This window comes from Caulobacter sp. (assembly GCF_039596335.1).
Lineage (GTDB): Bacteria > Pseudomonadota > Alphaproteobacteria > Caulobacterales > Caulobacteraceae > Caulobacter.
Genome location: NZ_JBCNJZ010000005.1, coordinates 99,540 through 112,925 on the forward strand (window position 1 = coordinate 99,540; position 13,386 = coordinate 112,925).

Consider the following 13,386-nt stretch of genomic DNA (forward strand, 5'->3'; position numbering starts at 1 on the left):
CGCAGGTGATCAAGCTTCTCTCGGCGGCTCTGGGTCTGATGGTCGCCACGGCCGCCCACGCGCAGGCGCCCGCGCCGAAGACCTGTCCGGAGGGGCTGCCGGCCGAGACCCAATGCCTGGCCGGCCAGGACCCGAACGGCGCCTATTACTGGATCGCCATTCCTAAGGTCTGGAACGGCAGCCTGGTCGTCCACACGCACGGCGGCCCGCGCCTGAAGACGCCAAAGCCCGACGACGCCATCGAGGACCTGCAGCGCTTCGCCGTCACCGTGGCCGAGGGCTTTGCCTGGGCCGGTTCGAACTACCGCCGCGAGGGCTTCGGCGTACGCTCGGCGGCCGAGGACAGCGACAATCTGCGTAGGCTGTTCTGGACCACCTATGGCCGACCCAAGCGCACCCTGCTGCATGGCCAGTCGTGGGGCGGCAACGTCGCGGCCAAGACGGCCGAGCTCTATGGCCAGGGCGCGGACGGCAAGCCGGTCTATGACGGCGTCATCCTGACCAACGGCGTGGTCTCGGGTGGCACGCGGGCTTACGACTTCCGCGCCGACCTGCGGGCCGTCTACCAGTTCTACTGCGGCAACCATCCGGCCAAGGATGAGGTCCAGTACCCGCTGTGGCAAGGCCAGCCGGTCAGCTCCAAGCTGACCAACAAGCAGTTGGAAGAACGCCTCAACGCCTGCACCGGCTTCAACCTGCCGGCTGCCCAGCGCAGCCCTGAGCAGGCGCGCAAGCTGGCCAACATCCTGGCGGTGACCAGGATCCCCGAGCGGACCCTGGACAACCACCTGAACTGGGCGACCTTCACCTTCGCCGACATGGTCAACAAGCGGCTGGGCGGGGCGAACCCGTTCACCAATGTCGGCGTGACCTACAAGGGCTCGGACGACGACAAGGCGCTGAACAAGGGCGTGCCGCGCTTCAAGGCCGACCCGGTGGGCGTGCGCCGCCTGTCCGAGGACAGCGACCTGACCGGCAAGCTGACGGTTCCGACACTGACGATGCACGCCATCGACGACCCGACCGCCTTCGTCGAGCTGGAGCAGGTGCTGCACGACACCGTCGCCAAGGCCGGCAAGAGCGACCTGCTGGTCCAGTCGTTCACCGACGAGAGCGAGCACTCCAAGCTGGCGACGCCGGAATATGCCGCCCTGTTCCGAGCCATGACCGCCTGGATCGAGCAGGGTGAAAAGCCAAGCCCGACCTCTCTGGCCGCCGGCTGTGCGAAGGCGGTCGAGACCTATGGTGAGGCCTGCCACTTCAAGGTCGACTACCGACCCGCGCCGCTGTCCAGCCGCAGCTATCCGCGGGCCAAGCCGGGGCTTTGATCCACCGTTCATCCCCCGGACGTGAAGTTTTGATGAAATCAAACGGGCCGCGCTGAGGCCTCCCCCTGCCGCGTCGTTGAGGGCGTCAGGGGCGTGGGCTGAGCGAGATCGTTCGGCTCCCCGCCGTCGCAACAACGACACTGGGGATAGCGATGATCGAACTCAACACGAAGGCCCGCCGCGCGCGCCAAACGGCCTGGCTGATGACCAGCTGCGCCGCCATCGGCCTGTTCGCCGCCACGGGCGCCCACGCCCAGGTCGCCGCGCCGCAAGACGAGTCGATCGAAGAGATCGTCGTCACCGGCAGCTATCGTCGCAGCCTGCAGAAGGCCGTGGACATGAAGCGCGAGACCACGGGCTTCTCGGACTCGATCGTCGCCACCGACGTCGCCAACTTCCCCGAGCAGAACCTGGCCGAGGCGCTGCAGCGCATGCCGGGCGTCACCATCGAGCGCAACAAGGGCCTGGGCGGCCGAGTCAGCGTTCGCGGCCTGCCCAGCGAATACACCTTCGTCACCATCAACAATCTGGGCACCGCCACGGCCTCGAGCGGCGGCGGCCGTGACGTCGAGTTCGACATCTTCGCGTCGGAAGTGATCCAGCAGGTCACCGTCCAGAAGTCGCCCCGCGCCTCGGACGAAGAGGGCGGCATCGCCGGTTCAGTCTATATCTCTACGGCCCGTCCGTTCGACTATAGCGGCCGCAAGCTGGTCGCCTCGGCCGAGGGCGCCTACAACTCGATCTCGAAGAAGAGCGACCCGAAGGTCTCGTTCCTGGCCAGCGACACGTGGGGCGACTGGGGCGGCCTGGTGTCGTTCTCGGCCGCGCGCCGCACCAACCGCACCGACAGCAACTCGGGCATCAACTTCCGCCCGGCGTTCCGCTTCCTGGAAGCCGGCGGGACGCGCGCGTCCCAGGCCGTCTCGGTGCTGGCGCGCGACGCCGGCGTTGTCGTCAGCGACGTCCGCAACCGCGACCAGACCGGCCGCATCATCTTCCAGGACAAGGTCGGCGACCGCGCCTATCTGAACACCCAGGACCAGTGGGGCGGCACGGCGGCGCTGCAGTACAAGCCCTCGGCCAATTTCGACATCGCCTTCGACGCCATGGTCGGCGGCTTCGACAGCACCGAGGACGAGTATGACGCGGCGGCCTATTCGGCCTCCAGCCGCAGCACGTTCGAGACCATCCACAGCTACGACAAGGAGACGCTGTCGGACTACGGCATCGTCGTTCTGCGAGACGTCTCCTATACCGCCACCCAGCACGAAATGCTGAGCAAGGAGCGGATCAGCAAGACCGACTACGCCCAGTTCGGCACCGAGTTCAACTGGCGCGGCGACAGCTGGGTCCTGCACGGTCTGGCCGGCTATTCGGGCGCCGAGAAGACGATCGACTTCTCCAACCTCAAGCACGTGGCCTACGCTCCGTCGCGCACCCGCTGGACGGAAAAGGGCGGCGAGACCGTCAAGAGCGCCAACCCGGCCTCGATCGACATGTACAACAGCCCCGCCTCGTACCTGTTCGAGGCCTATGAGACTAATGTCGAGAAGATCCAGGACGACAAGTATGCGGCCCAGCTGGACTTTACCAAGGACTTCGCGCTGAGCTTCTTCCCGGCCTTGAAGAGCGTTCAAGTCGGCGCCCGCTACACCGACCGGTCGAAGGAGCGTCAATACGGCGCCCTGAACATCCAGGGCCCGAGCGCCGGCAGCACCGCCTGGCTCAACACCCGCAAGATGTCCGACAGCCCGCTGACGCCGATCGATCAGCTGGTGCCGGGCGGCAAGTACAGCATCCGCGACATCACCTGGAGCCAGATCTCGAACGAATACGCGCGCAAGACCTTCCGCTACGCCGGCTTCTCGACGCCGTTCACGCCGGGCGACTTCTATGAAGTGTCGGAAGAGGTGAAGAGCCTTTACGCCATGGCCGACCTGGGCTTCGACGTCGGTCCGGTGCCGGTGGCGATCAATGGCGGCGTCCGCTACGTCGACACCGCGGTGACCTCGTCGGGCTATCACCAGATCCAGACCCCGACCGGCGGCACGACCTACACCCCCGAGCCGGTGTCCAGCGACGGCAGCTACAACAAGCTGCTACCCAGCGTGAACTTCACCGCCGAACTGACCGACAGCATCGTACTGCGCGGCGCCGCGTCGAAGACCCTGATGCGTCCGGGCCTGACCGACCTGGCCTACAAGCGCACGGCCAGCTGGAACTCGTTCCGCTTCACCGACGGCAACCCGAACCTGAAGCCGATCTTTGCCGAGCAGTGGGAAATCGGTCTCGAGAAGTACCTGCCGGAAGGCGGCCTGCTGGCGGTCTCGTACTTCAACAAGAAGCTTGAAGGCGTGATCCGCCAAGCCCTGACGGGCACGGTGCCGAACGTCACCAAGTACAACGCCAACGGCACGATCGACGGCGTCTACGACTTCGACGTCTATCAGCCGATCAACGTCGCGGGGACCAGCAAGGCCACCGGCGTCGAAATGGTGGCGATCGTGCCGTTCGGCCTGTTCTGGGAGCCCGCCAAGGGCTTCGGGATCAACGCCAACTACACGATCCTGGACAGCTCGCTGAACGGCCAGTCGCTGATCAATGCTAAGATGCCGCTGCCGGGCCTGGCCGAGAAGGCCTACAACGTCACCCTGTTCTACGAGAACGCCAAGTTCCAGGCCCGCGTCTCGTACAACAACAAGGGCAAGTACGTCGAAAGCATCGGCTACGAGATGTATCCGATCTGGCGCGAGGCCTATGGTCAGGCCGACATGTCGGTCAGCTACAACATCAACGAGAACGTCCAGGTCAGCCTGGAAGGCATCAACATCACCGACGCCCGCACCAAGGGCTACACGATGGATCCCTCGTTCCCGACCATGGACGAGAAGTCAGGTCGTCGTTTCAGCCTGGGCCTGCGCCTGAACTTCTAATCCGTAAACTGACAACGGGACGGTCGGCGAAAGCCGGCCGTCCCTGTTCTTTTTGGGTTCTTTTTGGTCGCCCGTTGCTCGCCAGAAAAAGTGTCACGCTTTTCGGCGATGGCTGCGACCCATGAAGGCGAAGAGGCATTTGGCGCCAGGGTCGAGCATGGGAACGCGGCTTCACGCCGCGGCCCCGGGGACGTTCGCGGTTCCCGAGCGCGCGGAGCGTGGCGGCGTTGTGCGCGCCGACGCTGTGGCAGCCACTCTGCGCCGCGACGTGATCGCCTATCTCCAGCGTCGTGATCGGGCAGGGGAGGTCGAGGACGTCGTCCAGGAGGCTTTCGTCCGCTTTCATCGCGCCGGCCACGACCTGACCGCGCCCGATGCGCGGCCGCTGCTGTTCGTCATCGCCCGCAATCTGCAGCTGGACGGCTGGAAATCCGGTCGCCGGGAAAAGACGCGCCGCAGCGTCGACGACATTCACGACCTGGACGCCGGCCCGCACGCCATCGCCAGCGAAACGCCGGCCGCCGACCAGCGGCTGATCGGCCGCCAGGATTTGGCCGCCGCCGCCGCCGTGATCCGCGCCTTGCCGCCGAAGACCCGCGACGCCTTCCTCCTGCACCGGTTCGAGGCCAACACCTATCGCCAGATCGCCGACCGCCTGGGCGTGTCGGTCAGTATGGTCGAAAAGCATATCGCTGAGGCGCTGCGACAGCTGAAGAAAGCGCGGCATGACTGAGGTCTCGCGCTGCTGGATCGTTGTGGCTTCTGAGACGGCGGGGCAAGACGCGCCGAGCCGTCGGACGCAAGAGGACTTCCGCCGCCTATGCTTGGCCGCCTGACCGCCATGTTTGTCTCCCGGCCGAGAACGGCCGAGGACTGGCTGGCGCGCATGGGCCGGCCGGGCGTGGGCGCGCGCGACCAGGCCGCGTTCCTGGACTGGCTGGAGGCCGATCCGGACCATCTGCGCCAGTACGAGGCCGCCAAGGCCGACCAGGCCGCGCTGGAGAGCCTGCGCGGCGATTTCATCATGGACATCGCCCGCCTGCGTCGACGCGAGCGTTCCTCGGCCTTCACGCGCCGTCTGGTGATGGCGGGTGGCCTGGCCGCGACCGCCGCCGCAGTCGCGGTGGTCGTCCTGACCCCAACGTTCGGCGCTGCGCCCGTCGAGATGACCTATGAGAGCGCGCCGGGGCAGATCACGGACGTGACGCTGGACGACGGCTCGCGGGTGACCCTGGACGCCGGCTCGGCCATCCGCGTGGCCTTGGCCGACGACGTGCGACGGGTGACCCTCGACCGCGGCGCGGCCTATTTCGACGTGGCCCACGACGCGACTCATCCGTTCCAGGTCAGCATCGGCGACCGCCAGGTGATCGTCACCGGCACCCGCTTCGTCACGACCCTGACCGGCGACGGCGCCCAGGTTTCGCTGCTGCAGGGCCGCGTGCTGGTCGGTCGCCGCGACGCGGCCGACAAGGCGGCGCTGGACGACGCCCTGGCCCTGTCGCCGGGCGAGCGCGCGGTCTTCCGCCCCGGCCAGCCCGAGATTAAGAAGACCGTCGCAGACATCGAGACGGCCACGGCCTGGCGTCGGCGCAAGCTGGTGTTCCGCAACGCCCCGCTGACCGATGTCGTCGCCGCCGCCGCCCGATATTCAGACGCGCCGCTGGTCGTCGCCGACGCTGGCCTGGCGCGCATCAAGGTCACGGCGGTTCTGCCGCTGGAGGGCGAGGGCGCACTGGCCGATCGCATGGCGGCCCTGTTGCCGGTCCGCACTGAGCGCACCGCGGACGGCCGGGTACTGGTCCGCGCCGAGTAGGGTCGTATCGCAGAGCTGTCACGCCTCCGCGCTAAGGGGGACACGGATCGTCTCGTCGGGGCCTGTCGTCCTTGAAACCGCCTGCTGCATCGCCGCCCGCCGGCGTGCGACGTAGCCTATGGGGCGTCGCCGCGCTGGCGCTTGCCTTGGCGGCTGCTCCGGAATCCTGGGCGCAATCGTTCAGCGCACGCGTCCAGCGCTTCGACATTCCCGCCCAGGACGCGTCTTCGGCCTTGCTGGAACTGTGCCTGCAGGCCGATTGTGAGCTGGCCTTCGTGCCGCAGCCCCACCATCCGGCGCGAACCCAGGCCGTTCGCGGCCAGATGACCTGGCGCGAGGCGCTGGCGCGGATGCTGGAGGGGAGCGGGCTACATCACCGGTTCGTCGGCGCTCGCGGCGTACGCATCTGGAGCGCGCCGCAGCTGGCCAGATCGCCGCGGGCCGCCCCGCCGCCGCCTGAGCCCGTCGAGGTCGAGGCGGTCGAGATCGTGGGGCGCCCGTCCGCCCAGATCGCCGAATCCCTGCGCCGCAAGCGCGCCGCCGACGTGATCTCCGACGGTGTCTCGACCGAGCAGATCGGCGATCTGCCTGCCGCCAACCTGGCCGAGGCCCTGCAGCGCGTACCCGGCGTCACCATCGAACATGAGGTGGGCGAGGGGCAGTTCGTCAGCGTCCGGGGCCTGGGGCCGCTGTTCCAGTCGGTGACGCTGAACAGCGCGCCGGTGGCCTTCAACGAGAACATCCGCAACTCGACCCAGAGTGGCCGGCAGTTCCGCTTCCGCGCCCTGTCGGTGGACCTGCTGGCGGGGGCGCGCCTGGCCAAGTCCGCGACGGCCGACATGATCGACGGCGGCATCGGCGCCAATATCGACATCGAGACCGCCGGCGGCCTGGACGGCGAGCCTTTCGCGACCGTACGCGCGGGCGGCGACATCGAGGCGCGCACCGGCCGGTTCGGGCCCGACATCTCCATCGCCGGCCGGATCGTTTCCGAGCACGGCGACCGGGGCCTAGTGGCGGGGATCTCGCAGGAGGAGCGGGGAGTCCGGTATGACCGCTTCCAGATCATGCGGTTTAGCCAGCTGAAGATCGACGGCGTGACGCTGACCGCGCCCAACGACTTGCGCACCACCGTCGAGAGCGAGGACCGCCGCCGCCGCAGCGCGTTCCTGGGCGCGGACTGGCGCGTGTCGCCCGACCTGAAGCTGGACTTCGACGGTCTGGTCTCGACATTCGACAACACCATCCGCGAGGACCGTCTGGTCTACGGCCTGGGCGCGCGTCTGGCCGCGCCGGACGCCCGTGTGCGAGTGGATCAGGGCGTCGTCGTGGCCGCGCGGATCGCCAACGGCCGGATCGACAACAACACCGAGTTTTCGGACCAATCCCACCTGAACCTGGCCGCCTCGCTGGGCGCCGAATGGCGGACGGGCGACTGGACCCTGACGCCGCGCTTCAGCGTGTCCAGCGCCCATTCCGTGCTCGATACGCCGCTACTGCGCCTGTCGGCCCAATCACCGGAGGGCGTGGCCTACGACTTCGACCTGGGCGACGCTCTCTCCAGCCGCCGGGCGGCGCGCCTGACTACCGACTTCAACCTGCGGGACCCGGCGCGGCTGACCCTGGCGCAGCTGAACCTGCGGGCGGTAGAGTCGCGCGACGACGACGTCACGGCCTTCTTCAACGCGCGGCGGGTCATCGACGTCGACCTGGGCGGGCTTCGCCTGTCGGCGCTGCGGCTGGGCGGGCAGTTCAGCGATCGCAGCCGCGACTATCAGCGCCGCGACCGCCGGGCCGCCCCGCGCGCGGCGAGCCTGGACATGGGCGGGCTGTACGGTCAGTCCACGATGGGCAGCGTCTTCGAGGATCTGGTCCGGGCGCGGTCCGCGCCCTGGGCGGCGGCCGACTATGACCGCCTGCGTGCCAGTTTCCTGTTGCCGGGCGAGCGCGGCGACGTCGTCGTCACGCCGGACGACCTGACGCCCACCGGCGCGGATCTGCAGAACTCCTATCGCGTCGGCGAACAGGTGGCGGCGGCCTATTCCCGTCTCGACTTCGACGGCCGGAGCGGGGCCTGGCCGTTCTCGGGCAATGTCGGATTGCGGCAGGTCCGCACCCGCACCGAGGTCGAGGGCGCGCGGCTGGAGTTCGTCGGCGGGGCCGGCGTGGTTCGGCCGGTGACCTTCGACGGCGTGCACGACATCCTGCTGCCCAGTTTCAACATGGCGTTCGAGACGGCGCCGGACGCGGTCCTGCGCCTGGCGGCCTCGCGCACCATCACCCGGCCATCTCTGGCGGACCTGCGCGCTTCGACGGTGCCGGCCAGCGTCCTGGTGTCCTCGATCTATGTGAAGGGCCAGGCGGCGATCGACGATCCGGAACCGGGTGTGATCTTTAGCGGCGTGGGCGGCAATCCGGCGCTGAAGCCCTACGTCTCCGACAATCTGGATCTCTCGTACGAGGTCATCCGTCGCCGCTCCAGCTACAGCCTGGCGGTCTTCCACAAGACCATCCGCAACTTCATCCAGATGGTCGAGGCGCCCGAAACCCTGACCTTCGAGACGCAGAGCGGTCCGCCCGTCTCGACGTCGGTGCTAATGTCGCGACCGCGCAATCTGGGCCGGGCCCAGGTCGCCGGGGCCGAGCTGGGCGTGCACCAGCGCCTGACCGACACGCTGGGCGTCTGGGCCAGCGCCACCTGGACCCACAGCCGCGTGGACGGCCGGCGGCTGACCGGGGTGTCGGACCTGGCCTGGTCCATCAGTCCGTATCTGGAGCGGGGGCCGTTGGCGCTGAACGTCTCGTGGTCCTGGCGCTCGGCGTTCCGGTCCGAAGCCGACATGCAGGGCGGCGGCGTCTCGGATTTCACCATCGCGGCGGCCGGCTATCTGGACGCCCAGGCCAGCTACGACCTGACCGACAGCACCCAGCTGGTGATCGCCGCCTCGAACCTGACCAACACCCACGACCTGGCCTATGAGGGCAGCAAGGCGCGCATCCTGCAGATCGGTTCGTCGGGGCGGTGGTTCTCTGTGAAGCTGAACTGGCGCTGGTAGACGTCACACGTCTGTCGCGTCGCGATGGCATTCGGCCACGCCATGTCCATGCCCGCCTACGATCCTGGCGCTGAGCGTTTCGAGGCCCTGACCCGCCGCCTGCGCAACCCGCTTCTCCGCTACTTCACCCGGCGTACGGGGTCGCAGATCGACAGCGAGGAACTGGTGCAGGACCTGTTCCTACGGCTTCTGCGCCGTCCCGGTTTGATGGCCTTGGAGAGCGTCGATGGCTACGTCTTCGAAGCGGCCGCGAACCTGCTGCGCGACAAGGTCCGGCGCGAACGGACCCGTCCGATGCTGAGCGCTGTGGACCTGGACCGGATCGACCTGGCCGATGACCTGCCGGGCGCCGAGGACGTCGTCGGCGGACGGCAGAGCCTGGAGCGCATCGAGGTCGCCCTGAAGTCACTGTCGCCGCGGGCGCGGACCATCGTCGTCCTTCGCCGCTTCGAGGACATGAGCCACGCCCAGATCGCGGCGCGGCTGAACATCTCGGTCAGCGCCGTGGAGAAGCACCTGATGCGAGCGATGGCGGTGCTGCGCAATGCGCTGCGGGAGCAGGGCTGATGGCGCGCCTTCACGATGATGAGGCGGCCCGCTGGTTCGCCAAGGCCGATCGCGGGCCGATGTCGGCGCAGGATCGCAAGGCGTTCCTGGAATGGCTGGAGACGCCCGAGAACGCCGAGGCCTATCAGGAGACCGCCGACGCCTGGTCGACCCTGGGCGCGGCCAAGCGCGCCGACGGCCTGATGGCGATGCGGGCGGCTGCCTTGCGCGACGCCTCGGGCGTCAGCCGCCGGCGCGCGATCTTCGGTCTGGCCGGCGCCGCGGGGGCGGCCGGCGCGGGTGGCGCAGCGCTGATGATGGCCAGCGCGGCCGGCGCCACGATCCGCACGGGCGCGGGCGAGCGCCTGACTGCGCCGCTGCCGGACGGGTCCAGCGTGACCCTGGCGCCGCTGTCGACCGTGCGGGTGCAGTACGACGACGCCCGCCGGCGGGTGCGGCTTGTCGAGGGGCAGGCCTATTTCGACGCCCGCTCGGCCCCTGAGCGGCCGTTCCAGATCCTCGTCGGCGATCAGCACGCCCAGAGCAGCGGCGGCCGTTTCCAGGTCACCAAGCAAGGGACGACCGCCCAGATCCTGATCGAGGACGGCGTGCTGGACGTCGTCGCGGCCAATGCCCGGCAGCGGCTGACGACGGGCCAGATGATCTCGGGCCAGGCAGATGTCCGGCCGGTCGCGGCGACCGATCTCGACGAGCTCACCGCCTGGCGCGATGGGCGGCTGGTGTTCAGCGACGCGCCGCTGCCGCAGGTCGCCGCGGCGTTTAATCGCTACTCCAGCGACCGGCTCTCCCTGGCGCCGGGGGCGGGGCTGGACGGCATCAGCATCTCCGGATCGTTCCGCTACGACGGCACGCGTGAGTTCGCCCACGCCTTGCGCGCCGGCTTTGGCCTGCGCGTCCGTCAGGTGGACGAAACGACGTGGGAGATCGCCGCCTGACGCGGGCCGCCCCACCGGCGTTCGATGAAATTTTCACGACAAGGTGAGGCTTTCGGCGACGGCGAAGTTCCTGGGGATGATCGGTCGACGGGGGCCGGCGAATGTCTAGGACATCACGATGACGAACCGAGTTTCCCACGCCGCCGGTCTTCGCCGGAGCCTGATGGCCTGCTGCGCTATCGCCGTCTTGAGCGCGGCCGCGCCGGCCTTTGCTCAGGAAAGCGCCGCGCCGCCGGTCGCCTTCACCGTGTCGGCTCAGCCGCTGGAACTGGCCCTGCCGGCCTTCGCCAAGCAGGCGGACGTTCAGGTGCTGTATGCGTCGGGCCTGGTGAAGGGCAAGCGCGCCAACGCCGTGGTCGGCACGCGCGCGCCGGCCGAGGCCCTGCGTGAGCTGTTGGCCGGTTCGGGCCTGAAGGCGACGGCCACCGGGCCGCGCACCTTCCTGATCTCGGTGCAGGAAAGTGCGGTCGTCAGCGAGCTCGACGAAGTCGTCGTCACCGCCCAGAAGCGCGCCGCCCGCATCGAGGACGTCCCGCTGGCGGTGACGGTCGTGGACGGCGGCGACGCCCAGCGCCGCGGCATCACCAGCGTGACCGACCTGGTCGACCAGGTGGCCGGCGTCTCGGTCAATTACGCCTTTGGCGGCACCAACTACGGCCTGATCAGCATCCGCGGCATCGGCGGCGCCGACGACTACAAGCCCAACGGCAACCCGTCGGTGGCCATGCACGTGGACGGCGTCTACCAAACCTCGAACGCGTATCTGGGCATGCCGCTGTTCGACCTGGACCGCATCGAGGTGCTGAAAGGTCCGCAGGGCACGCTGTACGGCCGCAACACCACGGCCGGCGTCATCAACGCCATCACCCGCGGTCCCGGCGAGATCGTGGAAGGCTCGGGGCGCCTCGAGTACGGCAGCTACAAGTACACCGAGATGGAAGCCTCGGTCGGCGGCCCGGTCAGTGAGAACCTGGGCGTCCGCCTGGTGGTGCTGGCCCAGAGCGGCGGCGGCTTCATGGACGGGGCAGGGGCTGGGCTGCTGGCCGGCTTCCGTCCGTCGGTGCGCGGCGTCGTCCAGACCCAGGTGCCGGCCCTGGCCGATCCCGGCCGCCGCAAGGGCTTTGGCGACAAGGACCTGTTCGCCGGCCGCGCCACCTTCGACTTCAAGATGGCGCCGGAGTCCGATCTGACGGTGAAGCTGTTCGGCAGCCGTGATCGCGGCGACACCCGCCAGTACGACCGCATCGCTCGCTCGTTGGACGCCACGGTCGCCAACGCCGGCGAGAACGCCGACCCGTACGAGTTCTACTCGACCGGCTATCCGACCCACAGCATCGACATCTACGGCGGCTCGGCCACCTTCGCCCACAAGGTGCGCGAGAACCTGAACTTCACCGCCGTCGGCGGCTGGCAGGGCAGCAAGCGTTCGGTCAAGGGCAATGGCGACGGCTCGCCCTATCCGGCCTCGTACTTCGACGCCAATGAGAAGCTGAGCCAATCGTCGCTGGAGCTGCGCCTGGCCGACGACACCGGCGGCAAGGTCGACTGGATCGTCGGCGCCTTCTACGTGACCGACGACGTCAAGTTCGACACTAACTGGATCAGCTATTCGGCGCTGACCATGTATGACAACCTGCACCGCCAGGAGCGCAAGAGCTTCGCCCTGTTCGGCCAGGCCGACTATCACCTGACCGAGCGCCTGCAGGTCTCGGGCGGCCTGCGCTACACCCGCGACGACGCCCACTATGTCGGCCGCAACGTCGATCACAATCCGTGGGGCATCAGCACCTTCACGACCACCTTCGCCACGACCAATCCCTTCTCGTGGGACGAGAAGTTCGAGGACGACAACGTCTCGGGCCGTCTGACCGTGAAGTACGATGTCACGCCCAGCCTGAACGTCTTCGTCTCGGCTGGCACCGGCTATCGCGGCGGTGGCTTCGACGGCACCTCGATCTTCACGGTCGCCGAGACCAAGCCGTTCGCCTCGGAAACCGTGCGCGCCTACGAGGCCGGCCTGCGCTGGAGCATCCCGCGCCTGCGCCTGTCGCTGGACGCCTTCGACTACCGCTTCAGCGAGTTGCAGGCCACGACCCGCCTGGCCAACGACACCAACGGCCGCGCCAATGTCGGCAAGGCCAGCAGCAAGGGCATCGAAGTCGCGCTCAGCGCCCAGCTGCTGCGCACCCAACGCCAGCAGCTGACCTTCGACGTCAACGCCGCCTGGCTGGACACCGAAGTGCTGTCGTTCACCTCCAACCGCGTGGCCGAGGTGCTGCAGACGGTCGGCGACCCGCTGCCGGGCGCACCGGATGTCTCGGCGACGGCGTCGCTGAACCACAGCATCATGCTGCAGCCGGGCTGGGAACTGCGTAGCCGCGTGGGCGTCACCCACCACGGCGAGGAGTCCAACCGCCTGAACGCCACGCCGGGCAACACGGCCAAGGCCTACACCCTGGTCAACGCCCGCCTGGACCTGGCCACCCCGTCGAACTGGACGCTGTACGCCTACGGCCGCAACATCACCGACGAGGTCTATTTCCCTGAGCTGAACGGTGCGGCCCGCCTGGTCGGCGCGCCGGCCACCTATGGCATTGGCGCACGCTTCGACTTCTGACGGTATGGGGCGGTCTGGTCATTCGGCCGGACCGCTCCGTTTCGCTCAGGCGAAACGACGATCTCGACAACCGCTGCAAAGTTTTGTCACTTTGATGCGCGGAACCGGCTTCTATCCTAGCTTTGGAACCTTCT

8 protein-coding genes are annotated in these 13,386 nt (G+C 68.3%); all 8 read left to right on the top strand.

All coding sequences use genetic code 11. The features are described from left to right. Positions 1-5: 5 nt before the first annotated feature. Positions 6-1,328: a hypothetical protein gene (locus ABDW31_RS11905; RefSeq protein ID WP_184718570.1), complete on the top strand. Its 1,323-nt coding sequence runs from the start codon at positions 6-8 to the stop codon at positions 1,326-1,328. Positions 1,329-1,480: 152 nt separating this feature from the next. Then, positions 1,481-4,261 (top strand): TonB-dependent receptor, encoded by a 2,781-nt coding sequence (locus ABDW31_RS11910; RefSeq protein WP_184718572.1) that lies wholly within the window; start codon positions 1,481-1,483, stop codon positions 4,259-4,261. 157 nt (positions 4,262-4,418) lie between these two features. Beyond that, positions 4,419-4,994 carry an RNA polymerase sigma factor gene (locus ABDW31_RS11915; protein ID WP_184718574.1) on the top strand — a complete coding sequence of 192 codons (576 nt, stop codon included), beginning with the start codon at positions 4,419-4,421 and terminating at the stop codon, positions 4,992-4,994. A gap of 87 nt (positions 4,995-5,081) precedes the next feature. Next, positions 5,082-6,077, top strand: coding sequence for a FecR domain-containing protein (locus tag ABDW31_RS11920; protein ID WP_184718576.1), 996 nt, complete (start codon positions 5,082-5,084; stop codon positions 6,075-6,077). 104 nt (positions 6,078-6,181) lie between these two features. After that, positions 6,182-9,133 (top strand): TonB-dependent receptor, encoded by a 2,952-nt coding sequence (locus tag ABDW31_RS11925; protein ID WP_343698882.1) that lies wholly within the window; start codon positions 6,182-6,184, stop codon positions 9,131-9,133. A gap of 42 nt (positions 9,134-9,175) precedes the next feature. Then, complete coding sequence (locus tag ABDW31_RS11930; RefSeq protein ID WP_184718578.1) at positions 9,176-9,700, top strand: sigma-70 family RNA polymerase sigma factor; 525 nt, start codon at positions 9,176-9,178, stop codon at positions 9,698-9,700. Then, entirely contained in the window at positions 9,700-10,635 is a 936-nt protein-coding gene (locus tag ABDW31_RS11935; RefSeq protein ID WP_184718580.1) for a FecR domain-containing protein, read from the top strand. The genes ABDW31_RS11930 and ABDW31_RS11935 overlap by 1 nt, the downstream gene beginning before the upstream one ends. Positions 10,636-10,753: 118 nt before the next feature. Then, positions 10,754-13,252, top strand: a complete 2,499-nt coding sequence (locus tag ABDW31_RS11940) for a TonB-dependent receptor (protein WP_184718582.1) — start codon at positions 10,754-10,756, stop codon at positions 13,250-13,252. The last annotated feature ends 134 nt before the right edge of the window (positions 13,253-13,386 follow it).

What these genes read in the sequence shown, in the direction of transcription:
- ABDW31_RS11910 (WP_184718572.1), top strand. Translation starts at nt 1,481, where the DNA reads ATGATCGAACTCAACACGAAGGCCCGCCGCGCGCGCCAAACGGCCTGG.
- ABDW31_RS11915 (WP_184718574.1), top strand. Translation starts at nt 4,419, where the DNA reads ATGGGAACGCGGCTTCACGCCGCGGCCCCGGGGACGTTCGCGGTTCCC.
- ABDW31_RS11920 (WP_184718576.1), top strand. Translation starts at nt 5,082, where the DNA reads ATGCTTGGCCGCCTGACCGCCATGTTTGTCTCCCGGCCGAGAACGGCC.
- ABDW31_RS11930 (WP_184718578.1), top strand. Translation starts at nt 9,176, where the DNA reads ATGTCCATGCCCGCCTACGATCCTGGCGCTGAGCGTTTCGAGGCCCTG.
- ABDW31_RS11935 (WP_184718580.1), top strand. Translation starts at nt 9,700, where the DNA reads ATGGCGCGCCTTCACGATGATGAGGCGGCCCGCTGGTTCGCCAAGGCC.
- ABDW31_RS11940 (WP_184718582.1), top strand. Translation starts at nt 10,754, where the DNA reads ATGACGAACCGAGTTTCCCACGCCGCCGGTCTTCGCCGGAGCCTGATG.